Source organism: Mycolicibacterium arcueilense, assembly GCF_058536225.1.
On sequence record NZ_JBZTYL010000026.1, the window covers coordinates 514,551 to 538,837 of the forward strand.

Below are 24,287 nucleotides of genomic sequence, written 5' to 3' on the forward strand. Positions count from 1 at the left end.
CGAAAGACTGGCGAACATGCCGGACTCGATCGGTAAGTCGCTGTCTCCCACGGGCTTGCCGCACGTCAGCTATCACCGGCACGCCGACGTGACGGGCGGCTGGTTGCGCGCGGCCACCTTCGGTGCGATGGACGGTCTGGTCAGCAACACCGCGCTGATCGCCGGCGTCGGGGCCAGTGCCTCGGCTCAGACCGTGGTGCTCAGCGGCGTGGCCGGCCTGTTGGCCGGGGCGTTCTCGATGGCGCTCGGCGAGTACACCTCGGTGATGACCGCGAACGAGCAGGTCGATTCCGAGGTCAAGGTCGAGCGCAAATCGTTCCGCAAGAACCCGGAGGCCGAGCAGGCCGAACTCGTGGCGATGCTTCAGGAAATGGGGATGACGCCCGATACGGCGACGAAGGCCAGTGAGGAAATCCACCGCGATCAGAATCGGGCCCTGAACTTTCACCTCGTGCAGGAACTGGGTGTGCACCCAACGGAGAAGCCGTCGCCGTGGGTGGCGGGCGGCTCGTCCTTCGTGATGTTCGCGATCGGCGCGATCATTCCGCTCATTCCGTACCTGCTGGGCTTCGAATCGTTGTGGCTCGGGCTGGCATGCGGCGGGGTCGGTCTGTTGATCGTCGGTGGCGCGGCAGCGCGGTTCACCCGCAAGCCGGTCGCCCTCGGTGGGGCGCGGCAATTGCTGCTGGGTGCCGTTGCCATCGCGGCCACCTACGGCGTCGGCATCCTGGTGGGCGCCGCCGTCACCTGATGCGGACACGAATCCTGGCGGCCGGCCTCCTGCTGCTGGCCGGATGTGCAACCGCGCGCGCCGACGGGCGTTTCGAGTTTCTCGGCCAGCACCAGATCGCCTCCGCGGCGTTGTTCGATGGCACCGTCATCGGCGGATTGTCGGGAATCAGCTACGACCCGGCCGCGGACCTGTACTACATCATCAGCGACGACCGCTCCGCCAAGAGTCCGGCGCGGTTCTACACCGCGCGGATCAACGTGTCGGACAACGGTATCGGTGACGTCGAATTCGTCGGCACCCATCCGTGGCTCGATCGTGACGGACAACCGTTCCACCCGTTGGATATCGACGCGGTGCCGCCGGTGATCCCGCCGGACCCCGAGGCGATCGCCTTCGATGCCGGTCGACAGCGGTTGTACTGGGCCAGCGAGGGGGAGCGGCGGACCGAGGGACCCGGGGCGCCGCTCCTGCTCGACCCGTGGGTGCGGTCCGCCGGACTCGACGGCAGCTTCCTCGGCGAGTTCGCACTGCCGGAGGATCTGCGAATGTCTGCCGGCGCGCACGGCCCGCGCCGCAACAGCACGCTGGAGGGGCTCACGCTCACGCCGGACGGGCGCCATCTGTGGGCGGCCATGGAGGGACCCGGCTACGACGACGGTCCGCCGCCCGACGCGCAGCACAGCGCGCTGACGCGCATCGTCCGCTTCGATGCGGAGTCCGGGGCATTCGACGGCCGGTACACCTACCCGCTGGATCCGGTCAGCGCCGGTCCGGGTGGTGACAACGGCTTGTCGGATCTGGTGGCGCTCGACGACAGCAGCTTTCTGGTGATCGAGCGCGGCTTCGGCACGCACGTCGCGGTGCGGATCTACCGCGCGACCCTGGTCGAGGGATCAACTGAGTTGCGCAAGACGCTGCTGGCGGACCTGACCACCACGCCGGGCCTGGCGCCGCTGGACAACATCGAGGGAATCACGTTGGGGCCCAGGCTGCCCGACGGACGGCAATCCGTGATCGCCGTCAGCGACGACAACTTCTCGCCGACCCAGGTGACGCAGTTTCTGCTGTTCGCGTTGTAGGTGCGGGGCCGACTCCAACGCGCGGCGGCTATTTCAACAACGCGTGGCGATCGAAGAAGAAGTAGGTGTAGCTGGCGGTGACGGCGCAGACCAGGGTGGCCACCAGCAGCATCTGGGATCCGCTGACCACCACGCTGATGAAGCCACCGATGATCGCACCACCGGCGAATCCGGCCCACAGCAGGAAGTACCCCAGCCAGTCGCTCACATCGCCGCCACTGATGTGGCGTTCGATGCCCTGGCCCAACTTCACGAGCGTCCCGGTCACGTAACTCAACGGGATGGACACTTCGCCGCCCTTCACGAACGACGTATTCAGTGCGCCGATACCGAAGGCCACGAACAGGATTGGGACGTACGGAACATCGCGGGCCGTCCAGCCGCGCTCGATGAGGTCGACGACGGTGGACACCACCAGCGCAAGCGTCGTCAGCACCGTCGCACCGTGGGGATGATTGACCCAGAGGTGCCTGCGGCACAACGATGCGATCACCACTCCGGCCACGAAGGCGAGCAGCAGCAGTGCGGCACCGATCGCCAGCCACTCCTCGCCCTGGAACAAGCCGAGGAACGCCCGCTCGGTGTTGCCCGTCATGAAGGTGACGAAGTACCCAGCGGAATGGGTGAACGCCGCGGCGCCCAGTACTCCGGCGAGGCCGGCCAGAACCCACGACAACCGGGCCTCGCCGTCGAACTGCTGCGACATTCACCCATTGTGGGGAGCAATGCCGGCATTCAGGGCGGGAATGCGCCGCCGGACGGCTAGGTGTCGCTGCCGACGGTGACCGCAGTGGCCTCGTCGGTGAGCTCGTCCAGTTCGTCTTCCTCGACGTCGATCCCGAGCAAGTGCGGACGCGTCAGGAACAGGACACCGGCGCCGGCCAGCACGGCCCCTGCGCCTACCCAGTACGGCAGGTGGACACTGATCTGCTCGCCGAGAACGCCGGCCAACCACGGTGCAACAGCAGCCCCGCCGAAGCGGAGGAAGCTGTAGGCCGCTGAGGCCACGCCGCGTTCGACCGGGGCGGCCTTCATCACGGTCTCGGTGATCAGTGTGTTGTTGATGCCGATGAACAGACCGGCGATCACCACACCCGAGGCCAGCACGGTCTTGGAATCCGTCCATACCGCCATCGCGGCCAGCACGGCAGTGAAGGCGATGAGGTTGAGAATGAGGACCTTGACGGTGCCGAAACGGTGCTGCAGCCGCGGTGCGACCACCACTGAGGTGAATGCCAACGCCAGACCCCAGCCGAAGAAGATCAGCCCGATCTGGTGAGCGGTCATGTCCAGCGGGAACGGCGTGAACGCCAGCAGGGTGAAGAAACCGAAGTTGTAGAGCAGCGCCGTGATCGCGACACCGAGCAGCCCGCGGTGGCGCAGTGCGCGGAACGGATCGGCCAGCGTGGTGGCACGTTCGGCCCGCGGGGTGGCCGGCAGCAGGAACGCGGTGATCACCAGGGCGAAGGCCATCAGCGCCGAGACACCGAAGAAGGGGCCGCGCCAGGAGATCGAGCCGAGGACCCCGCCCACCAGTGGGCCGATGGCGATGCCCAGGCCGAGTGCCGCCTCGTAGAGGATGATCGCTTGCGCCACAGAACCTTTCGCGGAGTTGACGATGGTGGCCAGCGCGGTCGCGATGAACAGTGCGTTACCGAGACCCCACAGTGCACGCCAGCCGACGATCTCCATCACGGTGTCGCTCATCCCGGCCAGACCGGCGCCGGCGATGATGATCACCAGGCCGAGCAGCAGCGTGCGCTTGGGGCCGATGCGACTGGACACCACACCCGTGATCAGCATCGCCACGCCCATCACCGCCATGTAGCTGGTGAACAGCAACGACACCTGCGACGCCGAGGCATTGAGGTTGTCGGCGATCGGTTTGAGAATGGGATCGACCAGTCCGATGCCCATGAAGGCGACGACGGAGGCGAAAGCGACGGCCCATACGGCCTTGGGTTGGCGCCACATCGGGGCGTTGACTCCTAACTAGTTCTTGTGCGACAGCGGATGCTCGTCGACGTCGGTGAGCAACCGGCGGATGATGCCGACGGAGGCGGCCAGCGTCCGGCGCTCCTCTGGGGTGAGCCGTTCGAGCCTCGGGTTGATCGCCGCGGCGCGGTCCGCCCGGGCTTGCTCCAGGGTCTGCCGCCCCTGCTCGGTGATCCTGATCAGCACGGCGCGGGCATCACCGGGATCGGTGGTGCGCGACACCAGTCCGGCGTCTTCGAGGCGGCGGACCTGGGTGGTCATGGTCGGCTGCGAACAGTGGTCGAGGTAGGCGAGGTCGGAGATGCGGGCCTCGCCCTGATCCTCGATCGTCGACAGCAACCGGGCCTGAGCCCAGGGGAGCGGCAGTCGGGTGCGTTGGGTGGCCAGTCGGTTCAACCGGGCGACGACCGCCAGCAGGTCGGCGCCAAGCTCGGTTTCGTCGGTTACCGTGACATCCTCGGTCGGGGTCGGCATACCCACCATATTTACATAGATTTGCTATGTAGTCTACCTGCTCGGCGTGCGCTCGCTCACACAACGGGCAGCCGACGCCGGCGATCGCGGCTGGCAGAATCGAACGATGACCGCGATACCACCGGCGACGACGCCTCGGCGCGGCCTCACTCCCGGCGAGCTTGCGCAGGCCGCGGTGATGGCTGCGCTGTGTGCGGCCACTGCGATCATCGCCGTGGTGGTGCCGTTCGCGGCCGGCCTTTCAGTGCTGGGCACCGTGCCGATGGGCCTGCTGGCCTACCGCTACCGACTGCGCGTGCTCCTCGCGGCCACTGTCGCCGCCGGCACGATCGCCTTCCTGATCGCGGGCATGGGCGGGCTGATGACCGTCGTCGACTGCGCCTACATCGGCGGGTTGACCGGTGTGGTCAAGCGCCGGGGGCGCGGCACCGCCATGGCATTCGGAGCCTCGATCGTGGCCGGGGCGGTATTCGGGATGGCCGCAGTCGTCGCACTGTCGGTGCTGTCACGGCTGCGCAATCTGGTCTTCGACTCGCTGACCGCGAGCGTCGAGGGCCTGGCCAAGGTACTGGATCGCATCCCGGTGCTCGACGTGATCGCCGAACCGCTCAGGACCACCGTCGCCACCATGATCGACTACTGGCCGCTGCTGATGCTGGTGCTGGGCATCTTCACCATCACCTCGATCAGCATGGTCGGCTGGTGGGCGCTGTCGCGGATTCTGGCGCGGCTGCTGGGCGTGCCCGACGTGCACAAGCTCGACGCCGAGGCTGCGGACGACTCTGCCGTGATCGCACCGGTTCCGGCCCGGCTGACCGACGTACGGTTCCGCTATCCGGGGATCGATCACGATGCCTTGGGTCCGGTGTCCATGGAGTTGCAACCCGGTGAGCATGTCGCGGTGACCGGGCCGAACGGCTCGGGAAAGACCACTCTCATGCTCATGTTGGCCGGTCGCCAACCCACTTCGGGCAGCATCGAGCGGGCCGGTGGGGTGGGACTGGGCCGCATCGGCGGCACCGCCGTGGTGATGCAGCACCCGGAAAGCCAGGTACTGGGCACCCGGGTGGCCGACGATGTCGTGTGGGGATTGCCCGTCGGCGCTACCGCCGACGTCGAGCGACTGCTGTCCGAAGTGGGGCTCGACGGGCTGGCCGAACGCGACACCGGGGGATTGTCCGGTGGCGAACTGCAACGCCTGGCAGTGGCCGCGGCGCTGGCCCGAGAGCCCTCGCTGTTGATCGCCGACGAGGTCACCAGCATGGTCGACCAGCAGGGCCGCGACACGTTGATGAATGTGTTGTCCGGGTTGACCGATCACCACGACATGTCGCTGGTGCACATCACGCACTACAACGACGAGGCCGATTCTGCCGACCGCTCGGTGCAACTCAGCGGCAACGGCGGCACCGCCGACAACACCGACATGGTGCAGACCTCTGCGGTGCCCGTCAGCGACGCGGCTGCCAACCACCAGGGCGCGCCGGTACTCGAACTGACCGGCGTCGGGCACGAGTACGCCAGCGGAACACCTTGGGCGAAAACGGCTTTGCGCGACATCACGTTCACCGTCAACGAGGGTGACGGAGTACTGGTGCACGGCCTGAACGGCTCGGGCAAATCGACCCTGGCCTGGATCATGGCCGGGCTGACGGTCCCGACGTATGGCGCGTGCCTGCTCGACGGCGTGCCGGTGTCACAGCAGGTGGGTGCGGTGGCGATCTCGTTCCAGGCTGCCCGCCTGCAGTTGATGCGCAGCACCGTCGGCCGTGAAATCGCCTCGGCCGCAGGCTTCTCCCGGCACGAGGCCGACCGGATCGCGGCCGCGCTGGAAATGGTCGGACTGGATGCGGCGCTGGCCCAGCGGCGCATCGACCAACTCTCGGGCGGTCAGATGCGTCGTGTCGTACTGGCCGGATTGCTGGCCCGGTCGCCGCGCGCGTTGATCCTCGACGAGCCGCTCGCCGGACTGGACGCCGCCAGCCAGCGAGGCCTGTTGCGGTTGCTGGAGGACCTGCGGCGCAACAACGGACTCACCGTCGTCGTCATCTCGCACGATTTCACCGGTCTGGAGAATCTCTGCCCGCGCACCCTGCACCTGCACCACGGCGAGCTGGCGCTTGCCCCGACGACTGCCGGAGGTGCGCGATGACCGCTCCGACGCGGGGACAACGCAAACCGGTCGTGCTGTTGCGTCCGGTCCCCGGCGACACCGTCATCCATCGGCTGTGGGCCGGAACCAAACTGCTCTCCGTGGCGGGAATCGGCGTGCTGCTGACGTTCTATCCCGGCTGGGTGCCGATCGCCGCCGTCGCCGTGTTGGTCCTGGTGACCGCGCGGCTGGCCCACATTCCGCGCGGAGCGCTGCCCTCGATCCCGTTCTTCCTGTGGATCCTGCTGGTGTTGGGCGGGGCGCTCGCCGCAGTGGCCGGCGGGTCCCCGTTCATCGACATCGGTTCGGTGCAGATCGGTCTGGGCGGGTTGCTCAACTACCTGCGCATCACCGCGCTGGCGATCGTGCTACTGGGACTGGGCGCACTCGTTTCCTGGACGACGAATGTCGCCGACATCGCCCCGGCGGTGGCCACCCTGGGCCGTCCGTTGCGCGCGCTGCGCATCCCGGTGCACGACTGGGCGGTGACGATTGCGTTGGCGCTGCGGGCTTTCCCGATGCTGATCGACGAGTTCCGCACCCTGTATGCGGCGCACCGGTTGCGGCCGGTCGAACCCGCGGAGACGTTCCGGGCGCGACGTCGACAGCGGGTGGCGAATTTGGTCGATCTGTTGGCCGCCGCGGTCACCGTGGCGCTGCGCCGCGGCGACGAGATGGGCGATGCCATCACCGCACGCGGTGGCGCCGGCCAGATCTCGGCCGCGCCGTCAGGTCCCCGGGCGCGCGACTGGATCGCCTTCGCCATCCTCGTTCTGGTCTGCGGCACTGCCTTGGCGCTGGAGCTCACCGTCCTGCCGACCAGCCTCCCGCGGCGCTGACCGCTGCCCGGTCCGCGACCGGGTCAGCCGGATGACGGCGAAGATGAGGGCGGCCGCGATGACGACGACCGCCAGCCAGGGCAGTAGCAGGCCGAACAACATGACGAGCCCGGAGGCCGCCGACACCAGCCCGTGCCAACCACGCTCGACCTGCCCCCAGAACCCCTGATATTGCGGTGCCGGGCCGCCGATCTGCTCGGCGGTGATGTCGAGATTGACGGTGCTGTAGTCGATCTGGTCGCCGAGTTGGGTGCGCTGGGCACGCAGGCTGTCCAGTTCGGCCTGGCGCTGCGACAAGGCGCCCTCGGCCTTGATCAACGCCTCGGGGTCCTTGGCGTCGCGCATGATCCCGAGCAGTCGGTCCACCGAAGTCTGCAACGCCTTGATGCGGGCGTCGAGATCGACGCGCTGCGAGGTCACGTCGTCGGAGCGGACCTCGACGGTCTGCACCGTGCCCAGCTTCTTGAACTCGTCGAGGGTGCCCTCCAGCTCGGCGGCGGGCACGCGCAGCGACAGTGAGATGCGCGCGCGGCCGGAACTGGAGCCGGCATCCTCGGAGCGGCTGTCGACCCGGCCGCCGGCATCGGTGGCCAGAGATACGGCTTTGTCCGCCACTGCGCCCGGGTTGCCCGTGGTGATCGACATCGACGCGGTTTTGACGATGTCCCGCTTGACGTCGGCGGGTATCGGCGCTTCTTTCAGCCCTGCACCGCTTTCGGGTACCGGTGCGGGTGCGGCTGGGGCGAACCCGGCATCGCTCTGGGTGGCCGCCGGTGCCGAGGAATTGGGCGAGTGACCGGCCGCGCAGGCCGGCGCGACGGCCAACATGGCCGCGGCAAACAGTGCCACCGTCATGCGGCGGTGACGGGATCCGCTGGTTTGCTTGCGCATCAGCCCAATGTAAGCGACCGGCCGGCGTTCCCGGGCGGCAATATTCCCCCGGTCAGCGCGCTGCGGCCGTGTTGGCCGCCCACTGAGCGTCGGCCAGCGACTTCTCCACATCGCGACGTCCCAGGAACATCTCGTCGAAATAGGGCTTGAGTGCCTGAAATCCGGCCGGGAAGCCGGCCGCGCCCGGCGCCGGGATCCGCGGCCCCCGCAGCACCCGGAAGAACGGGCTGACATCCACGCCACGCGCCTTCCAGTAGTCGTGGTAGACGGGCTGGGCTGCCAGCACGGCGGGGATGGCCGCACCACCGGCGCCGAGGAATTCGTTGCCGCGTTTGCTGCCCATCCAGTTCAGTACCTCGCGCACCGCGGCAGGATGATGGGTGGCCGAGTTCCCGGCTGCGGCAATGCCATTGGTGACGCTGACCCGTCCCTTGGGTCCGGCGGGGAGCATCGCCACGCCCCACCGGAACCGGGCCTGGTTCGCCACTGCGGCCAGGTTGTAGGTGCCGGACTGAAACAGCGCCATCCGACCCTGCAGGAACATGTTGCGCGAGAAGTCGCCGTTGTTGTTGGTGGCCGCCGCCGGCGGGGCGACGTGATCGTCGTTGATCATCCGAACCAGGTAGGTGAACGCCTCGACGGCCTGCGGGTTGTCGAACGCGAAACGATCGCCGATGGTGAAGATGCCGCCCGCCGAGCCGATGTAGTTGAGGTAGATGCCCTGAAGATCATTGGCGGCGTTGTAGCCCCACTGCCGGATCCGGCCGGTGTCGAAACCCTCGGTGCCGGCCGCGCGGCCCTGCTCGTCGACGGTGAGCCGGGCTGCCAGTGACCGCAGTGTGTCGTCAGGTCCGTTCGACCACCGCATGGTGGTCAGGTCGGCGAGGTCCACCCCGGCGGCGTCGAGCAGGTCGGCGTTGAAGTACACCGCGATGCCGGCGTCGGTCAGCTGCGGAACCGCCCACAGGGAGTCGTTGCGGGTGAACTGGTTGACCACCGAGGGCTCCCAGGCCCGGGCGGCGTTGGCGCCCAAGGTCTGTCCGATGTCCAGCAGCCGGCCGTTGTCGGCATATCCGGCCAGGTAGGCATTGGACAGCCAGAAGATGTCATCGGCGCTGCCGCCCGCCACATCGGTGCGCAGGCTGTCGAAGTAGGCCGAGTAGGCGACGGTGTTGACCCGGACCTCGATGTCGGGGTGTTCCCGAGTGAACTCGGCGAAGGACTGCCGGTAGGCGGCCGCGACCTGCGAATCCCACAGCCGCACGGTGACCACGGTGCGGCCCTCGGGTTCGGACGTGTGGCCCAGCAGCACGGCGGCCACCAAGAGAACGGCCATGGTCAGTGCCAGGCCGATCGCGGTCGTCGTCGAGCGCCTCATGACCGCTTCCTGTCGCGAGATCGACGTGAGGGTCGTTGTGGCCGCGGATTCGCAGCCCTGGTGTAGATCTCGACGATCACTTGATCCCCGTCACCACGATCGAGCGGACGATGTTGCGCGAGAACGCGATGAACAACACGATCAGCGGGACGATCGCCACCGTGGTCGCCGCCATCACCAGCGTCCACTGCGCGTTGTACTGCGTCTGGAGGCCGGCCGTCGCGACCGTGATCACCTGCCACTTGCTGCCGCTGGTGATCACCAACGGCCACAGGAAGTTGTTCCACTGACTGACCACGGTGATCAACGCCAGGGTGACCAGGATCGGTCTGCTGGCCGGCACCACGACGTGCGTGATCACATCCAGGGTATGGGCGCCGTCGAGGCGCGCCGCGTTGATCAGTTCGCCTGGAATCGACCGAAAGTACTCGCGCAACAGGAAGATCGCATACGGCGAGCCGAACATGAACGGAAGCACCAGTGCCCAGAAGGTGTTGCGTAATCCCGCCTCGGCCATCATCAGATACAGCGGCACCACGGTCACGGTCGCCGGCACCATCAGCGTCGCGATGTAGACCCAGAACAACGCGTCGCGGCCGGGAAACTGCAGCCGCGCGAAGGCATAGGCGGCGAGCACCGAGAACACCAGTTGCCCCAGCAGGATGACCGCCGTCATCAACGCGGTCACGACGATGGCCCGGCCGAATCCGGCGTCGGCGAGCCCGACGTAGTTCTCCAGGGTCGGGGGCGCGGGCAGCGACAGCGGGGGATCGGTCGCGAACTGCTCGGCCGAGGTGAACGAGGTGAGCAGTCCGAGTCCGAAAGGCAGCAGCGTGATGACCGCGCCGAGGAGCAGGCCCGCGTAGATCAGTGCGTTACGTGAGGTCATAGCTGATCCTGCGGCGGAAGTAGAAGTGCTGGACGAGCGTGATGCCGACCAGGATGGCGAACAACACGATCGCCATCACCGAGGCCCGGCCCACTGCCGCGGCGCCGAATGCCTCGGCATAGATACGGTGGGCCACCAGATCGGTGTGGCCCTGCGGCCCGCCCGCGGTCAGCGCGTACACGGTGTCGAATACCTGCGCGGCGCTGACGATTCCGGTGACCAGCACGAAGAACATGGTCGGCCGCAGCATCGGCAGGGTGATGTGGCGGAACCGCTGCCAGTCCGTCGCGCCGTCGGTGCGGGCAGCGTTGTGGACGTCGGCGGGGATGTTCAGGATGCCGGCCAGGAAGAACAGCGTCACGTAGCCGACGTTGGTCCACACCACCACCGCGGACACCACCGGCAGGGCGAGTCCCGGGTCGGTCAGCCACTCGACCGGCCGGCCGAGCACGGTGCTCAGCGCCCCGTCGGTGGGGGCCAGGATCCATTTCCACAACACCGCGATGGCCAGCGGCGCACAGATCCACGGCAGCACGTACACGGTGCGGAAGAATCCGGTGCCCGGAAGTCCCCGAGCCAGTAGCGACGCGGCGATCAGGCCCAGCACGGTCTGCGTCGGCACCACCAGCAGCACGAACAGCAGCGTCACCGCCAGCGAGGTGCCGAACGACGAATCGGTGAGTACGGACGTCCAATTGTCCAGTCCCACATACTCGATCGGGCCGAGCAGATCCCACCGCTGCAGACTCAACCAGAGCACCACCAGCATGGGCAGCAGCAGGAAGGTGACGACGCCGAACAGGCTGGGTGCGACAAGCGCGTACCCCAGTGCGGTCGTGCGGACACGCGAGGTGGCCATCGGGCTATTAAAGCGGTTCGTGGCCTGCGGCCGCCACGGCGGGCAACCTCAACGCCCAAATGCCGGGCTCTCATCCCCGTCGGCGAAATTTGCTCAGATGACGTACATCACTTGACCGCTGCGGAATCGAAGTCCGGACTTCGCGCTTGTAGCTGGTAACAGCAACAGAAGGACCGGGGGTTATCTCATGAGCGCAGCGCAGCCAGCCCGAAAGGGCAGCGTGATCTCCACGGTGGCACAGTCCGCGATCTTTACTGCATTCGCGCTGACCGCGCTGGTCTTCGGTTCTCTGGCCGGCCCGATCGCCTCGGCCAATGCCGCCGACGGGTGTGCCGACGTCGAGGTGGTGTTCGCCCGCGGCACCAACGAAGCGCCGGGCGTCGGCGCCACGGGGCAGGCGTTCGTCGACGCACTCAGTGCCGATCTGCCCGGTAAGTCGGTGGATGTGTACGCGGTCAACTACCCGGCATCGCTGAACTTCGGTCAGGCGACCGACGGCATCGCCGATGCGAGCAACCGGATCCAGTCGATCGCAGCGACCTGCCCGGCGACCAAGATCGTGCTCGGTGGTTACTCGCAGGGCGCCGCGGTGGCCGGTTACACCACCTCGAGCTCCGTGCCCGCCGGATACGTCCTGCCCGCCGGCATCAGCGGTCCGATGCCCGCATCGGTCGCCTCGCACGTCGCGGCGGTGGCGTTGTTCGGGACCCCCGACGAGTGGGTTCTGGGCCTGGCCGACCGCAGCGCACCGCCTATCGCGATCGGCGCGCCGTACGTCGCCAAGACCATCCAGCTGTGCGCCCCCGGCGATCCCATCTGCTTCCCCGGCGGTTTGAACCGCGCCGCCCACAGCTCCTACAAGGACAACGGAATGGCAATTCAGGCAGCCGATTTCGCGGCCCGGCAGTTGGGCGGCAGCACTCCGGCAGCCACGATGGTGCAGACAGCGGGTGAGGTCACCGGAAACTGACGCGGACTGGACCAAAGCCGACGGCCGGAAGCGACTGAGCTTCCGGCCGTCAGCTGTTGAGGTCTCGGAATCCGGCGACGGTGTCGGCCAATGTGATTCGTGGATCCCGGTAGGTGACGCCGAGGTCGCGTTCGCTCGGTGAGTCGTCGGAAGCGGGCATCTGTGTGTAGTACTGCATCCCGGCTTCGGTGAACGGCGTCTGGAACGGCAGGAACGGCCCCATCCGGTCGAGCACCTGCCCGGCGATGCGCAGCACGGTGTCGGGCACCGGGACGGCGAACATCGTCTTGTTGCCGACCTCGGTGAGCAGCTCGGCCAGCTGGTCCACCGGGATGCGGTGACCGCCGGCCATGTAGCGGCGGGGGCCACGTCCAGGTTCGAGCAGCGCGACGTGCAGGTCCGCCAGGTCTCGACCGTCGACGATGGTCCAGGCGGCGCTGCGGCCAGGGATTGCGCCGAGTTGCAGTGCGGCGGCCACCCCCTCGCCGGCTTCCCCGAACTGGTTGCCGACCGGGGGCCCCATGACCATGCCGGGATAGGTGATGTTCACCGGTGCGCCGGCGTCCTGCATTCCGCGGGCGTAGATCTCGACCTGCGCCTTGGATCGCCCGTAGCCGTCGGTTCCGCCGAACACCGGCAGGTCGGCTTCCAGTGTGTCCACATCGGGATTGAACAACGCGGTGATGCTCGACACGTGGATGATCGGATCCAGGCCGAGTTCTGCGGCGCCGCCGAGCACATTTCGTGCACCGTCCATGTTCGTGCTCATCATCTGCGCGGTCTGGCTCGGGTCGGTGGCGACCAGAGCAGCACTGTGCAGGACAGCGTCGCAGCCCTCGAGTGCGCGCAGAACCGAATCGCGATCGGTGATGTCGCCGACGGCGTGATCGGAGACATCGACTCCGAGCTTGGCAACGCTGGTCTGTAGCCGGTCTGGATTGCGCACCAGGAACCGGACCGAATGTCCCGCATCCGCAATCGCTTTCGCGCTCCAGCCGCCCACAAATCCGGTACCGCCGGTGACCAACACGCGCATGACGCCAACCTCCTAGCAAGCGACGACCGTCGCTAGGACGCTAGTACGTCTTACGCCGCCGGGAAGCGGTTTCGGCTCAGCCTCCGCGAAGCGTCGCGAGCTCCTTCATATTCGCCAACCCCTGCTCCTGCGCCTCATCCAGGAAACTCGGCAACGGGGCCCGAAGCTCGGGAAGCACCTGATGGTCGAGCAGCGCCTGCAGATCGGCCTGCTTCGGGCTGCGACCCGCCTGATTGTCGAGCTCCTGCACACCGGGATCGGTTGCGTAGTCGTACAGTTCGTGATGGATGGGCCGTGACGTGTCGATGTCCATGGTGCCGGGTTTCCAGTACGTGTACATGCCGAGCTTGGCCTCGGGGGTACGCACGGCGACGATGTGGCTGGGCGCCGACGTCGGGATCTCCATCGGCGGGCCGGAGGCGCCGAAGAACTTCTTCGCCAGTGGGGATTTCATCAACGCCGCCATCTCCTCGACCGACATGTCGTCGGTGGCGTGCGCGATCCACGGCCGGCCCGGTGTGGCTGCGTCGGCGGCCATCCCGGCGATGTCGGCACGCTCGGACAGGTAGGAGTAGCGGGAGTCGGAGCGCCAACCGGCGCCGCCGTGGGCGATGGTCATGAGCAGCGCCGCCAGGTCGGCGCTGGACGTCAACTGCGTACGGGTATCACCGGGTCCAGGTGTCAGATGACCGGACGGGTCACGGATGTAGAGCGGCACCCGGATGCTCTCCTCGTACACCGCGGCGCCCTTGCCGCGCAGGCCGTGCGACCCCGCGTACTCGCCGTGATCGGAGGTGAAGACCACCACGGTGTTGTTGTCGATGTCCGGCCTCGCGGCGAGAGTGTCGAGCACCCGGCCGATCTGGGTGTCCACCTGCTGATGCAACCACAGGTACATGTCCAGGCACCTGGCCCACTGCGCGGCGGCGTCGGGTCCGGTGTAGTCCATCGCGCCGGTCATGAGCGGGGACATGAAGTTCATGTAGTCGATCTGCAGCTGGGGCTTGCCGCGGCGACGCAGATCGTCAGCAGTCTCGAAGTTCACTGGCTTTGCGCTGAATACGTGCGGAACATTCTCCGGCAGCGGGTTTTTCGGCCACCAGCAGATGTCGTGCGGGTTGACCAGGGACACGGTGGTGCACCACGGGCCCTCGTTCGCGTGGGCATCGAACCACCCGGTGAACTGATCGACGATCGAGGGGTCTTGCTGCAGACCCTGGTTCGGTGCGCCGTTGGGCGATGGGTAGGTGCCACCGGAGAAGCCGTGGACGTCCAGGCCGTCGGGGGTGTTGTCGGCCGCGCTGCCCAGGTGCCACTTGCCCCACCACCAGGTGCGGTAGCCCACGTCGCGCAGCATCGTGCCCCAGGTGGGGAAGCGGGCCGCCAATGTCGACTCGGTGGGGCCCTCGCCGGTGTAGAGGCACCCGGTCTGGTGTGAGTACAGCCCGGTGGTCAGTACCCCGCGTGACGGCGTGCACATGTTCGATGCGCTGTAGTGCGAACCGAACGAGGTGCTCCGCGTCCGCAACCGGTCGAGGTTCGGCAGCAGCGCACCCAGTTGCTGTGTATCGGGGAACCACTGGGGCGCCCGCATCTGGTCGACGATGACGACGAGGATGTTGGGCTGACCGGCCGCGTCCTGGGTCCGTCTGCCCAGTAGTTCATAGCCGCCGAATCCGACCGCGGCCGCGCCGGCGGCCACTGCCGCGCCACCCAGAACCGTCCGCCTGCTGAGCTCCGCCATTTAGTCAGGCTATGGGTTCTTGCTGTGCGCAGCATGAGTTTGGTGACAAGCACCCTTTAGTGTGGGGAATCATGACCGCTCAACGACGCGTGGACGCCGATTTTCTGGAGCTGCCCCGGTCCGAGTTGGCTGACGCGGCACTGTCCGCGGCAGTCGCAGCCGGCGCCAGCTATGCGGATCTGCGGATTCACCGCATCACCACCGAGATCATCCAGCTGCGCGATGGTGAGCTGGAGATGTCGGTGGTCAACCGCGAGGTGGGTCTGGCGGTCCGGGTGATCGTCGACGGTGCGTGGGGGTTTGCCTCCAACGCCGAACTGGCGCCGGAGGTGGCGGCCGAGACGGCTCGCCGCGCCGTGCAGGTGGCGACGACACTGGGGCCGCTGAATGCCGAGCGCATCGAGTTGGCCGCCGAGCCGGTGTATACGGATGTGACCTGGGTGTCCGATTACGGTGTCGACCCGTTCGCGGTCCCGGCGTCCGACAAGATCGCGCTGCTCGGCGAGTACTCGGGCCGGTTGCTGGCCTCCGACGGTGTGGACCATGTGTCGGCCGGGGTGCATGCGGTCAAGGAACAGACCTTCTACGCCGACACCTTCGGATCGTCTCTCACCCAGCAGCGGGTGCGCGTGATGCCGACGATGGAGGCGGTGGCCGTCGACTCCGCTGCCGGGTCGTTCGAGACGATGCGCACGCTGGCGCCGCCGACCGCACGGGGCTGGGAGGCGCTGGCCGGTGATGACGTGTGGGACTGGACCTCCGAGCTGGCGGAGCTGCCGACGCTGCTGGCCGAGAAGACGAAGGCTCCGTCGGTCGTCGCCGGTCCCACCGACCTGGTGATCGACCCGTCCAACCTGTGGCTCACCATCCACGAATCGATCGGGCACGCCACGGAATACGACCGGGCCATCGGCTATGAGGCGGCCTATGCCGGCACGTCGTTCGCCACCCCGGACAAGCTCGGCACCATGCGCTACGGCTCACCGGTGATGAACGTGACCGCCGATCGCACCGTCGAATTCGGTTTGGCCACCGTCGGTTTCGACGACGAAGGGGTGCGGTCCCAGAGCTGGGACCTGGTGCGCGACGGCGTTTTTGTCGGCTACCAGTTGGACCGGGTTTTCGCGCCGAGGCTCGGTCAGACCCGTTCCAACGGCTGCTCATACGCCGATTCGCCCCACCATGTACCCATCCAGCGGATGGCCAATGTTTCGCTGCAGCCAGGTCCGGAGGATCTCAGCACGGACGACCTGATCTCGCGGGTGTCCGACGGCATCTATATGGTCGGCGACAAATCCTGGTCGATCGACATGCAGCGGTACAACTTTCAGTTCACCGGCCAACGTTTCTACCGGATCCGTGACGGCCGTCTCGACGGGCAGTTGCGCGACGTGGCGTATCAGGCCACCACGACCGATTTCTGGGGTGCGATGGAAGCCGTTGGCGGACCGTCCACCTGGCGCCTCGGCGGGGCGTTCAACTGTGGCAAGGCGCAGCCCGGGCAGGTGGCGCCGGTCAGCCACGGCTGCCCGAGCGCGCTGTTCCGCGGCATCAACGTACTGAACACCCGGACGGAGGGCGGCCGATGATCGGCGCACAGCAGGTCGTCGAGATCGCCTTGGGCGCTGCAGATCCAGGCGTGGAAACGATGGTGTTGGTGACCGACCGGTCCGACGCCTCGCTACGGTGGGCCGGCAACTCGATGACCACCAACGGCGAGTCGGTCAGCCGCACCATCACCGTGATCTCGATCGTGCGCCGCGGGGACAAAGCCCATGTCGGGTCGGTGCGCTCCACCGAGGTGGACCCGGCGGTGATCCCGGAGTTGGTTCTCGCCGCGCAGCGGGCAGCGGTGTCCTCGCCCGAGGCGCGGGACGCGGCACCGCCGCTGCCGCGCTCCGTAGTGCCGGTCGACTGGGATGCACCGGTGGCGGGCACGGGGGCGCAGGTGTTCACCGGCATCGCCGATGACCTGGCCAAGGGTTTCGCCGGGTCCGACCAGCTCTACGGATACGCCCGCCACGTCCTGGAGACCACGTTCGTGGCCACCTCGACCGGTCTGCGTCGTCGTTACACCCAGCCGACGGGGTCGGTGGAGATCAATGCCAAGCGCGACGGGGCCAGTGCCTGGGCAGGGGTGAGCACCGCGGATTTCGCTGATGTGCGGGTGGATTCGCTGCTCGACGAGTTGTCGCTGAAGTTGGGCTGGGCGGAGCGGACCGTGGAGCTGCCGGCCGGCCGGTACGAGACACTGATGCCGCCCTCGACGGTGGCCGACATGATGATCTACCTGACCTGGACCATGGATGGCCGCGGCGCGCAGGAAGGGCGCACTGCACTGTCGGCGCCCGGGGGGACCAGGGTGGGAGAGAAGCTCACCGATCTGGGGCTGACGCTCTACTCCGATCCGCTCGCCGACGCGCTGGCCTGCCAACCGTTTGTGGCGGTGCCGAGTTCGTCGGAGCGGGTGTCGATCTTCGACAACGGCATGGACATCGGTCGGGTGGACTGGATCCGCGACGGTGTGGTCAATGCACTGGCCTATCCACGGGCGGTAGCCGCCGAATACGGCACACCCGTCGCCGTGCCCGCCGACAACCTGTTGATGACCGGTGGTGCAAAGGATTTGGCGGACATGATCGCCGGCACCGAACGCGGGCTGCTGTTGACCACGCTGTGGTACATCCGCGAGGTGGACCCGACCGTGCTGCTGTTGACCGGGCTGACCCGTGACGGCGTCTACCTGATCGAGGACGGCGAGGTGACCGCCGCGGTGAACAACTTCCGGTTCAACGAGAGCCCGCTGGACCTGCTGCGGCGCGCCACCGAGGCGGGCATCAGCGAGGTCACCCTCCCGCGCGAATGGGGTGACTGGGCGACGCGCGCGTCCATGCCGACGCTGCGGATCCCGGATTTCCACATGTCCTCGGTGAGCCAGGCGCAGTGACCTAGGGGGCCGACGGCAGGCGAATGACCACGGCGCAAAGGCAATTCACGGCCTACGGCCCGTCGCACTGGGCCGTGATCGCCGTGTTTGTCGTCGGGGCCCTGCTACTCGTCTGGCTCGGCCGCCGCCAGACCGAACGCCAATCCCGGCTTTGCGGCCGCATCCTCGGTGCGTCGATGGCCGCGATCTATGCCGCGATCCTGGCCTACACCCTGATCCCACCGTCGATCGGGCGGTCGGTACCGCTGCAGTTGACCGATCTGGCGACGGTCGCCGGTGCGTATGCGCTGTGGTCGCAGCGACAGTGGGCCTTCGTGCTCACCTACTACTGGGGTCTGGTGCTGAGCGCGCAGGCACTCATCTCGCCGGCGCTGAAGAGCCCGGACTTCCCGCACTACGCATTCCTGGCGTTCTGGTCGATCCATCTGCTCGTCGTGTGGGCCGCGATCTATCTGACCTGGGGTCGTGGGATGCGTCCGCAGTGGCGTGACTATCGGTTCGCGGTGGTGGTGACCGTGGTGTGGGCGGTGGGAACCATGGCGTTCAACGGCATGGCGGGCACCAACTACGGCTTCCTCAATGCCAAACCCGCCACCGCCTCGCTGCTCGACCTGATGGGGCCATGGCCGGTCTATGTGCTGGTGGCCAGTGCCTTGGTGGCGGGTGTGTGGGCGCTCATGACGTGGCCATGGGAACGTCGAGAACGGAGTCGCCCACAGTCAGCTGCCCGGTAACCCCACGATGCGGGACGCGGTGGAGCATACTGCCGGTGTGTCTGCCGATCTGCTCAATGAGTTGACGCACCTGGTCGCGTTGTCTCCACCAAAGTTGGCCGCTATCAACGCCGATGTGCGTGAGGTGTGCGCGTCGACGCTGGGTTTGCCGCCCCTGCCCGCGGAGACCTGTGGCGGCGCGGTCGACCCCATGGTCACCGAGTTCGCCGAGCAGTTCAGCATCGACGTCACCGGTATCACCACCGCCCAGCGGGCGGCGTTCTCCGATCTGCTCGGGGCCGACGTGTTCACCGTGACAACGTTGATCTATGTGGCCGACTTCGTGCCTCGGATGCGTGCCGGGCTGACCGCACTGGGAGTGGACTGGCCGGATGGTCCAGTCATGTGGGACCACGAAACCAATCCCGCCGACTACGTGCTCGACACCTTCATCCCGGCCGTGGGGCGGATGCGCGCGCTGGACCCGGTGACCTCCGAGATCGTGCGGTTGCGCGGGGCCCGCCAGCACAACTGCCGGCTGTGCAAGTCGCTGCGGGAGGCCTCGGCCTTGGAGGCCGGTGCCACCGAGTCCGACTATGACGGTATCGACGACTTCGAGAACTCCGAGCTGTCCGATCGGCACAAGGCCGCGCTGCGCTACGTCGACGCGCTGATCTGGACGCCTTCTCAGGTGTCGGGTGAGGAACTGCGCCAACATTTTTCGCAAGAAGAAGCTGTCGAGCTGACCCTCGATGTCATGCGCAACGCCTGCAACAAGGTGGCCGTCGCGTTGGGCGCCGACGCGGCACGCGTCGACGAGGGCACCGAGGAGTACCGGCTGGGCGCTGACGGGCAGCCCATCTATAGCTAGGGTCTCGCCCGGCGTGCGCCGTTTTCTACCTGGGGGTCGTCGCCGCGCCGAAACTACCGCTCGCAGGTAGAAATCGACGACAGGAGCCGCAGAACGTCGTCGACTTCGGATTCGGTGGTCGCCCACGAGCAGACAAACCGCACGGTGGGCCCCAACACATCGGGGCGGTGCACGGCGTATCGCGCCGAGACCGCGGTGTAGGCCGCGGGTTCGAGGTCGACGAACACCTCGTTGGCCTCGGTGGGGGAGGCCAGCCTCAGGCCGCACTCGTGGAAGCCCGCACTGAGCCGGGCGGCCATCCGGTTGGCGTGGGCCGCGGTCTGCAGCCACAGTCCGTCGTGCAGCATCGCCTCGAACTGGGCCGCGACGTAGCGCTGCTTGCTTGCCAGCTGGCCGATCTGCATCTGCACGAACCGAATTCCGTCGAACAAGTCGGGGCGGCGCACCAGGATCGCATCGCCCATCAGCATCCCGTTCTTGGTGCCGCCCACGGAGACTATGTCGGCGTCGGCGATGGCCTCGTGGGGAGAGGTGCCCAGGGCGGCAATCGCATTGGCGATCCGCGCGCCGTCGATATGGACCAACAGGTCGAGATCGTGGGCGTGGTCGATGAAGTCCTTGACGGACTGCGGGGTCCAGACCCGGCCGTTCTCGGTGGACTGGGTGATGCTGACGATCCGTGGGTGTGAGTGGTGTACCGGCCCTCGGCGGGCCACTGCGGTGTCGAGCGCGGCAGGGTCGATCAGGCCGTCATCGCTGGACAGCTTCGTCAGTGGGGCGCCCGAGAGCCGGCCCGGTCCGCCTGCCTCGTCGAGCAGCGAGTGCGCGATGTCGCTGCACAGGATCTCCTGCCACGGCCGCACCGCCGAGGCCAGCGCGATGATGTTGGCGGCCGTGCCGGTGAGCGCGAACAGCACCTCGGCGTCCGGGGAGTCGAACACGGCCTTGATGGCGTCGGCGGCGCGTGGCGTGGCGAGGTCGTTCCCGTAGGACGCGACGGAGTCGTGGTTGGCTGCGACGATCGCATCCACCACCTTCGGGTGGGCGGGCGCGGCATTGTCGGAGGCAAACGCATGAGACAGCACCTTCGCCATGATCCCTACCGGCGATGGCTACGTCGAGGTGGCCTTCTTCTTGAGGAACAGCGCGGGCAGCGCCACCGTGGCCACCGCCGTCACCAGCCAGACCACCACGGTGGCCGCGATCCAGGAGCCGATTCCGCTGATGCTGAGCCCGCGAGTGAACACCGAGGCCAGGACCAGCGCGACCAGGGTGGAGACCAGTCCGATACCGCCGAGGAACGCCGACGCGTAGCGGCTTGCCATCTTCAGGAAGAACGGCGACAGGATGGCCTGCGCGACCGCGAAGATCACCACCGCCGCGATGAAGCCCCACGCCGACACCGAGACACCGGGTACCAGCCACGCGGCGACCAACAGACCGAGGGCCGATGAGGCCAGGAAGATCGCGATACGCAGCAGAAAGCGGACCATGCGGTGAGCGTAACCGCGACCGGCCTGCCTGCGGCCCCTCATTGGCGTCTGTGTCTGCGCTGTATGCGACCATATTGCGGCGCAGATGCGCCCGGGGGCGGTAGCTCAGTCGGTTAGAGCCGTGGACTCATAATCCATTGGTCGCGGGTTCGAGCCCCGCCCGCCCCACTCTGAACAGCCCCACCAGCTGCATTCCCACTGGAAGTTAATCCTTCGACAACATGTGGGACCCCTGGCTAGGTTGCAGCCGTGCCGAACGACGATGCAGCGTTGGAATCGCTGGCCATCGAGATCGAAGTGATCTGGGGATCCGACAGTGTGGGCGCCGAGTCGATGCCTCCCGTAGTGATCGCGCAGGCCGGGAGCAGCCGGCGTGTCCACGTCTCGCCGGCTCTCCCGAAAGACGCCAGACAGCTGGTGTGGGCCGAAGCAGACCTGCCTGGCGGGACTGCATCGTCGCTGCTAGACAGGTTGCGCCCCGCGGTGGAGCCGATGACAGGCCCGCTTTGCCGGGAGGTCACCCTGAGCTATGACTGTGCCCGGCCGGTCGGCCTCGTCGCACCCGAGGGGATTCGTCTGATCACCGCCGACGTCACGGATGAAGCCGATGCGGCACAGTTGCGCATCGCGCCGGACTGGGGTGGCCAGCATGAGTGGGAACGGCTGCTGAACAACGGGTTTCCCTGGGCAGCGGCGACCGACGGCGGTCAGGTGCTGGCGGTCTGCGAAACCGCGCGATGGTCAGTGCACGGCACTGAGGCGGGTGTGTGGACGCTGGCCGGCGTGCGTGGCCGTGGTCTGGCGGCTTCGGTGGTCGGTGCCTGGGCAACCCAATGTGCGAAACGGGTCCCACGCTTGTACTACAGCACCTCTGCGGACAACCTGTCCTCGCAACGCGTTGCCGAGCGTCTGGGTCTACCGCCTGTCGGTGAGCTCTGGTTTCTGACATCGGACCGCAGTTGAGCGGTGCGCGCGAGCGCACCTGACCACGTTCGGTGACCACCCAGATGGTGATTCGGTTACGGTTTCGAAAAGTCTTCACACGTTACGAGCGATGTTCTGTATTGAATACGACCTTGCTGTTTCTCTGGATATGTCCACCATGGCCAAAGTCGCCGCGGACCAGATGTGTGAGCGCAGAAATGGGGGAATGACGAATGCGCTTAGCGACAACCGTGATCACCATCGCTGCTACCTGTGCCCTTGTCGCGGGCTGCGGCGAGTCACCCGAACCGACCGCTGCTAGCACCCCGACCAGGCCGATGATCACGTCATTCGCCCCGGCGCCGGTGTTGAACAAAGCGCTGCCGAAGCTGTTGCTCACCCCGGAGCAGATCGGTGCGGCGACGGGGGCGCCGGATTTGACCGTGACCAGTACCCAGACCGAACTGTCGGACGACAGCGCGACGATGGAACCACGGGAGTGCCTGGCCGTCGACGGTGCCGCGCAGGCAGCGGTGTACGCCGACAGCGGTTTCACCGATGTGCAGGATGTGACGCTCCGAAATGGTGACAACTTCACCCACTACGCCCACCAGGCGGTGGTGCTGTTCCCCGACGCCGAGAAGGCCAAGGCCTTCTACGACGCGTCGGCGCAACAGTGGACGCAGTGCCACCAGTACAGGCACACCCAGTCCGGTACCCAGTGGCAGGTCGGACCCATCTCGAACAAAGCAGGAATGCTGAGCGTGATCACCACCCAACTGCAGGCCAAGGCAGGCGGTTGGGCCTGCGGGCGGGCGTTGACCGCTGACATCAACGTCGTCGTCGACGTCAACACCTGTAGTGCCAACCCGGCGGATTCGGCCACCAATATCGCGAGTCAGATCGCCTCGAAGGTGGATCCACCATCACCGCGCGGGTAAATCACCGCCATGCCTGACGATCAGGGCATCACTCGAGGAGGCCTGTATGGCATGGGATTTCAGCACCGACCCGGAGTTCCAGAAAAAGCTCGACTGGGTCAAGCAGTTCTGTGAGGACAAGGTCGAGCCGCTCGACCACGTCTTCCCATATGCGGTGCGTTCACCCGATCCGGTGGTGAAATCGTATGTCCGAGAGCTGCAACAGGAGGTCAAGGATCAGGGCCTGTGGGCCATCTTCCTGGACTCTGAGCTCGGCGGCCCCGGTTTTGGACAGCTCAAGCTCGGGTTGCTCAACGAGATCATCGGACGATACGCGGGCGCACCGCACATGTTCGGAGCGTCGGCGCCCGACACCGGCAACATGGAGATGCTCGCCGCCTACGGCACCGACGAACAGAAAGAACGCTGGCTGATTCCACTGCTCAACCAGGACCTGTTCTCGGCGTATTCGATGACCGAACCTCAGGGCGGTAGCGACCCCAGCCTGTTCAAGACGCATGCCGTGCGTGACGGCGACGAGTGGGTGATCAACGGCGAGAAATGGTTCACCTCGGCCGGCCGGGTGGCCGACATTCTGTTCGTGATGTGTACCAACGGCATGTTCGTGGTGCCGCGCACGACACCGGGTGTCGAAATCATGCCCGAGCCGCGAAATCACAACCACATCGTCTACCGCGATGTCCGGGTTCCGCTCGACCACCTGCTCGGCCCGGAGGACGGGGCAAAGGTGTTGGCGCAGAGACGTCTTGGTGGTGGACGGATTCACCACGCGATGCGCACCATCGCCCAGTGCAACTTGGCGTTCGACATGATGTGCGAGCGGGCGCTCAGTCGGAAATCTCACGGCAAGGTCATATCCGAACATCAGATGGTGCAGGAGAAGATCGCCGAGTCCTACGCCACGATCAAGATGCTTCGGCTGTTCGTACTCGAAACGGCGTGGAAGATCGACAACACCTCCACGCAGGAGGCACGCACCGAGATCGCTGCCGTCAAGTTCACCATGGCGAAGGTGTTGCGGGAGGTGTCGTTCAACGCGCTGCACATTCTCGGTTCGCTTGGCACCACTGATCTCACGCCCCTTCAGGCGATGTATGCCGGAGCTCCGACCATGGGCATCGCCGACGGCGTCGACGAGGTACACAAGGCCACGGTGGCCCGCCGCGTGCTCAGGGATTACCACCCGCACGAGGGAAATTTCCCGACGGAGTTCATCCCGTACAAGCGAGACGAGGCCCGCAGGAAGCTGGAGCCCGTACTGGCCGCGAGACCAGATCTGGCTGCGTCCGCCGAGGCCTACCAGAAGTATTTCGAACGCCACCGCTGAGCCTTCCCGCCCGAATTACGGTGGGCGGGAAG

General features: G+C 66.8%; 23 protein-coding genes and 1 tRNA gene. 13 read left to right on the forward strand and 11 right to left on the reverse strand.

Annotated features, from left to right (window positions below; all coding sequences use genetic code 11):
• Window positions 1-16: 16 nt before the first annotated feature.
• Window positions 17-751, forward strand: coding sequence for a VIT1/CCC1 transporter family protein (locus tag AC4LGL_RS26575; RefSeq protein WP_491841355.1), 735 nt, complete (start codon window positions 17-19; stop codon window positions 749-751).
• Window positions 751-1,812, forward strand: a complete 1,062-nt coding sequence (locus AC4LGL_RS26580; RefSeq protein ID WP_491841356.1) for an esterase-like activity of phytase family protein — start codon at window positions 751-753, stop codon at window positions 1,810-1,812. The genes AC4LGL_RS26575 and AC4LGL_RS26580 overlap by 1 nt, the downstream gene beginning before the upstream one ends.
• Window positions 1,813-1,840: 28 nt before the next feature.
• Here AC4LGL_RS26580 and AC4LGL_RS26585 read toward each other — a convergent pair whose 3' ends face one another.
• The 3 genes from AC4LGL_RS26585 to AC4LGL_RS26595 are packed head-to-tail and all read right to left on the reverse strand — an operon-like array spanning window position 1,841 to window position 4,281.
• On the reverse strand, window positions 1,841-2,518 hold the full coding sequence (locus tag AC4LGL_RS26585; RefSeq protein WP_491841357.1) for a YoaK family protein: 678 nt from the start codon (window positions 2,516-2,518) through the stop codon (window positions 1,841-1,843).
• Window positions 2,519-2,574: 56 nt separating this feature from the next.
• Window positions 2,575-3,786, reverse strand: coding sequence for an MFS transporter (locus AC4LGL_RS26590; protein WP_491841358.1), 1,212 nt, complete (start codon window positions 3,784-3,786; stop codon window positions 2,575-2,577).
• An 18-nt stretch (window positions 3,787-3,804) separates the two neighbouring features.
• Window positions 3,805-4,281, reverse strand: coding sequence for a MarR family winged helix-turn-helix transcriptional regulator (locus AC4LGL_RS26595; RefSeq protein ID WP_491841359.1), 477 nt, complete (start codon window positions 4,279-4,281; stop codon window positions 3,805-3,807).
• 106 nt (window positions 4,282-4,387) lie between these two features.
• Between AC4LGL_RS26595 and AC4LGL_RS26600 the strand changes: the two genes are divergently transcribed.
• Both AC4LGL_RS26600 and AC4LGL_RS26605 read left to right on the forward strand, forming a co-directional pair.
• A complete protein-coding gene (locus AC4LGL_RS26600) occupies window positions 4,388-6,433 on the forward strand; it encodes an ABC transporter ATP-binding protein (protein ID WP_491841360.1) in 2,046 nt (681 codons plus the stop codon).
• Window positions 6,430-7,272: an energy-coupling factor transporter transmembrane component T family protein gene (locus tag AC4LGL_RS26605; RefSeq protein ID WP_491841361.1), complete on the forward strand. Its 843-nt coding sequence runs from the start codon at window positions 6,430-6,432 to the stop codon at window positions 7,270-7,272. The genes AC4LGL_RS26600 and AC4LGL_RS26605 overlap by 4 nt, the downstream gene beginning before the upstream one ends.
• Here the strand turns inward: AC4LGL_RS26605 and AC4LGL_RS26610 are convergent.
• From AC4LGL_RS26610 to AC4LGL_RS26625, 4 genes are all read right to left on the reverse strand, one after another.
• Complete coding sequence (locus AC4LGL_RS26610) at window positions 7,162-8,127, reverse strand: DUF4349 domain-containing protein (RefSeq protein WP_491841406.1); 966 nt, start codon at window positions 8,125-8,127, stop codon at window positions 7,162-7,164. The genes AC4LGL_RS26605 and AC4LGL_RS26610 overlap by 111 nt on opposite strands.
• Window positions 8,128-8,215: 88 nt before the next feature.
• Window positions 8,216-9,541 (reverse strand): ABC transporter substrate-binding protein, encoded by a 1,326-nt coding sequence (locus AC4LGL_RS26615; RefSeq protein ID WP_491841362.1) that lies wholly within the window; start codon window positions 9,539-9,541, stop codon window positions 8,216-8,218.
• Window positions 9,542-9,617: 76 nt separating this feature from the next.
• A complete protein-coding gene (locus tag AC4LGL_RS26620) occupies window positions 9,618-10,430 on the reverse strand; it encodes a carbohydrate ABC transporter permease (protein ID WP_491841363.1) in 813 nt (270 codons plus the stop codon).
• Window positions 10,417-11,289, reverse strand: coding sequence for a carbohydrate ABC transporter permease (locus AC4LGL_RS26625; protein ID WP_055115342.1), 873 nt, complete (start codon window positions 11,287-11,289; stop codon window positions 10,417-10,419). Before AC4LGL_RS26625 ends, AC4LGL_RS26620 begins: the two co-directional genes overlap by 14 nt.
• A 187-nt stretch (window positions 11,290-11,476) precedes the next feature.
• Here AC4LGL_RS26625 and AC4LGL_RS26630 point away from each other — a divergent pair, with 187 nt between their 5' ends.
• The gene (locus AC4LGL_RS26630) at window positions 11,477-12,259 is read left to right on the forward strand and encodes a cutinase family protein (RefSeq protein ID WP_491841364.1); all 783 of its coding nucleotides are present in this window, start codon (window positions 11,477-11,479) and stop codon (window positions 12,257-12,259) included.
• 49 nt (window positions 12,260-12,308) lie between these two features.
• Here AC4LGL_RS26630 and AC4LGL_RS26635 read toward each other — a convergent pair whose 3' ends face one another.
• Both AC4LGL_RS26635 and AC4LGL_RS26640 read right to left on the reverse strand, forming a co-directional pair.
• The gene (locus AC4LGL_RS26635; RefSeq protein WP_491841365.1) at window positions 12,309-13,295 is read right to left on the reverse strand and encodes an NAD-dependent epimerase/dehydratase family protein; all 987 of its coding nucleotides are present in this window, start codon (window positions 13,293-13,295) and stop codon (window positions 12,309-12,311) included.
• Window positions 13,296-13,371: 76 nt separating this feature from the next.
• Window positions 13,372-15,039, reverse strand: coding sequence for a sulfatase-like hydrolase/transferase (locus AC4LGL_RS26640; protein WP_491841366.1), 1,668 nt, complete (start codon window positions 15,037-15,039; stop codon window positions 13,372-13,374).
• A 71-nt stretch (window positions 15,040-15,110) separates the two neighbouring features.
• On the opposite strand from AC4LGL_RS26640, the gene AC4LGL_RS26645 reads away from it, so the two are divergent.
• The 4 genes from AC4LGL_RS26645 to AC4LGL_RS26660 are packed head-to-tail and all read left to right on the forward strand — an operon-like array spanning window position 15,111 to window position 19,570.
• Entirely contained in the window at window positions 15,111-16,628 is a 1,518-nt protein-coding gene (locus AC4LGL_RS26645; protein ID WP_491841367.1) for a TldD/PmbA family protein, read from the forward strand.
• The gene (locus tag AC4LGL_RS26650) at window positions 16,625-17,986 is read left to right on the forward strand and encodes a metallopeptidase TldD-related protein (RefSeq protein ID WP_491841368.1); all 1,362 of its coding nucleotides are present in this window, start codon (window positions 16,625-16,627) and stop codon (window positions 17,984-17,986) included. The genes AC4LGL_RS26645 and AC4LGL_RS26650 overlap by 4 nt, the downstream gene beginning before the upstream one ends.
• 23 nt (window positions 17,987-18,009) lie before the next feature.
• The gene (locus tag AC4LGL_RS26655; RefSeq protein WP_491841369.1) at window positions 18,010-18,720 is read left to right on the forward strand and encodes a YwaF family protein; all 711 of its coding nucleotides are present in this window, start codon (window positions 18,010-18,012) and stop codon (window positions 18,718-18,720) included.
• Window positions 18,721-18,727: 7 nt separating this feature from the next.
• Window positions 18,728-19,570, forward strand: a complete 843-nt coding sequence (locus tag AC4LGL_RS26660) for a carboxymuconolactone decarboxylase family protein (protein ID WP_491841370.1) — start codon at window positions 18,728-18,730, stop codon at window positions 19,568-19,570.
• Between the two features lie 53 nt (window positions 19,571-19,623).
• Here the strand turns inward: AC4LGL_RS26660 and AC4LGL_RS26665 are convergent, their stop codons facing one another.
• On the reverse strand, window positions 19,624-20,664 hold the full coding sequence (locus AC4LGL_RS26665) for a threonine aldolase family protein (RefSeq protein ID WP_491841371.1): 1,041 nt from the start codon (window positions 20,662-20,664) through the stop codon (window positions 19,624-19,626).
• 18 nt (window positions 20,665-20,682) lie between these two features.
• The gene (locus AC4LGL_RS26670; protein WP_491841372.1) at window positions 20,683-21,063 is read right to left on the reverse strand and encodes a phage holin family protein; all 381 of its coding nucleotides are present in this window, start codon (window positions 21,061-21,063) and stop codon (window positions 20,683-20,685) included.
• Window positions 21,064-21,157: 94 nt separating this feature from the next.
• On the opposite strand from AC4LGL_RS26670, the gene AC4LGL_RS26675 reads away from it, so the two are divergent.
• The 4 genes from AC4LGL_RS26675 to AC4LGL_RS26690 all read left to right on the forward strand — a co-directional run bounded on the left by AC4LGL_RS26675 (window position 21,158) and on the right by AC4LGL_RS26690 (window position 24,255).
• Window positions 21,158-21,231 (forward strand) — tRNA-Ile (locus AC4LGL_RS26675).
• Window positions 21,232-21,312: 81 nt separating this feature from the next.
• Window positions 21,313-22,026 carry a GNAT family N-acetyltransferase gene (locus tag AC4LGL_RS26680; protein WP_491841373.1) on the forward strand — a complete coding sequence of 238 codons (714 nt, stop codon included), beginning with the start codon at window positions 21,313-21,315 and terminating at the stop codon, window positions 22,024-22,026.
• A 194-nt stretch (window positions 22,027-22,220) separates the two neighbouring features.
• Window positions 22,221-22,928: a sensor domain-containing protein gene (locus AC4LGL_RS26685; protein WP_491841374.1), complete on the forward strand. Its 708-nt coding sequence runs from the start codon at window positions 22,221-22,223 to the stop codon at window positions 22,926-22,928.
• Between the two features lie 46 nt (window positions 22,929-22,974).
• Window positions 22,975-24,255 (forward strand): acyl-CoA dehydrogenase family protein, encoded by a 1,281-nt coding sequence (locus AC4LGL_RS26690; RefSeq protein WP_491841375.1) that lies wholly within the window; start codon window positions 22,975-22,977, stop codon window positions 24,253-24,255.
• Window positions 24,256-24,287 lie beyond the last annotated feature (32 nt).

Bases quoted from the DNA above. Each gene is read 5' to 3' on its own strand.
- AC4LGL_RS26575 (WP_491841355.1), top strand. From the start codon at position 17: ATGCCGGACTCGATCGGTAAGTCGCTGTCTCCCACGGGCTTGCCGCAC.
- AC4LGL_RS26580 (WP_491841356.1), top strand. From the start codon at position 751: ATGCGGACACGAATCCTGGCGGCCGGCCTCCTGCTGCTGGCCGGATGT.
- AC4LGL_RS26585 (WP_491841357.1), bottom strand. From the start codon at position 2,518: ATGTCGCAGCAGTTCGACGGCGAGGCCCGGTTGTCGTGGGTTCTGGCC.
- AC4LGL_RS26590 (WP_491841358.1), bottom strand. From the start codon at position 3,786: ATGTGGCGCCAACCCAAGGCCGTATGGGCCGTCGCTTTCGCCTCCGTC.
- AC4LGL_RS26595 (WP_491841359.1), bottom strand. From the start codon at position 4,281: ATGCCGACCCCGACCGAGGATGTCACGGTAACCGACGAAACCGAGCTT.
- AC4LGL_RS26600 (WP_491841360.1), top strand. From the start codon at position 4,388: ATGACCGCGATACCACCGGCGACGACGCCTCGGCGCGGCCTCACTCCC.
- AC4LGL_RS26605 (WP_491841361.1), top strand. From the start codon at position 6,430: ATGACCGCTCCGACGCGGGGACAACGCAAACCGGTCGTGCTGTTGCGT.
- AC4LGL_RS26610 (WP_491841406.1), bottom strand. From the start codon at position 8,127: ATGACGGTGGCACTGTTTGCCGCGGCCATGTTGGCCGTCGCGCCGGCC.
- AC4LGL_RS26615 (WP_491841362.1), bottom strand. From the start codon at position 9,541: ATGAGGCGCTCGACGACGACCGCGATCGGCCTGGCACTGACCATGGCC.
- AC4LGL_RS26620 (WP_491841363.1), bottom strand. From the start codon at position 10,430: ATGACCTCACGTAACGCACTGATCTACGCGGGCCTGCTCCTCGGCGCG.
- AC4LGL_RS26625 (WP_055115342.1), bottom strand. From the start codon at position 11,289: ATGGCCACCTCGCGTGTCCGCACGACCGCACTGGGGTACGCGCTTGTC.
- AC4LGL_RS26630 (WP_491841364.1), top strand. From the start codon at position 11,477: ATGAGCGCAGCGCAGCCAGCCCGAAAGGGCAGCGTGATCTCCACGGTG.
- AC4LGL_RS26635 (WP_491841365.1), bottom strand. From the start codon at position 13,295: ATGCGCGTGTTGGTCACCGGCGGTACCGGATTTGTGGGCGGCTGGAGC.
- AC4LGL_RS26640 (WP_491841366.1), bottom strand. From the start codon at position 15,039: ATGGCGGAGCTCAGCAGGCGGACGGTTCTGGGTGGCGCGGCAGTGGCC.
- AC4LGL_RS26645 (WP_491841367.1), top strand. From the start codon at position 15,111: ATGACCGCTCAACGACGCGTGGACGCCGATTTTCTGGAGCTGCCCCGG.
- AC4LGL_RS26650 (WP_491841368.1), top strand. From the start codon at position 16,625: ATGATCGGCGCACAGCAGGTCGTCGAGATCGCCTTGGGCGCTGCAGAT.
- AC4LGL_RS26655 (WP_491841369.1), top strand. From the start codon at position 18,010: ATGACCACGGCGCAAAGGCAATTCACGGCCTACGGCCCGTCGCACTGG.
- AC4LGL_RS26660 (WP_491841370.1), top strand. From the start codon at position 18,728: ATGCGGGACGCGGTGGAGCATACTGCCGGTGTGTCTGCCGATCTGCTC.
- AC4LGL_RS26665 (WP_491841371.1), bottom strand. From the start codon at position 20,664: ATGGCGAAGGTGCTGTCTCATGCGTTTGCCTCCGACAATGCCGCGCCC.
- AC4LGL_RS26670 (WP_491841372.1), bottom strand. From the start codon at position 21,063: ATGGTCCGCTTTCTGCTGCGTATCGCGATCTTCCTGGCCTCATCGGCC.
- AC4LGL_RS26685 (WP_491841374.1), top strand. From the start codon at position 22,221: ATGCGCTTAGCGACAACCGTGATCACCATCGCTGCTACCTGTGCCCTT.
- AC4LGL_RS26690 (WP_491841375.1), top strand. From the start codon at position 22,975: ATGGCATGGGATTTCAGCACCGACCCGGAGTTCCAGAAAAAGCTCGAC.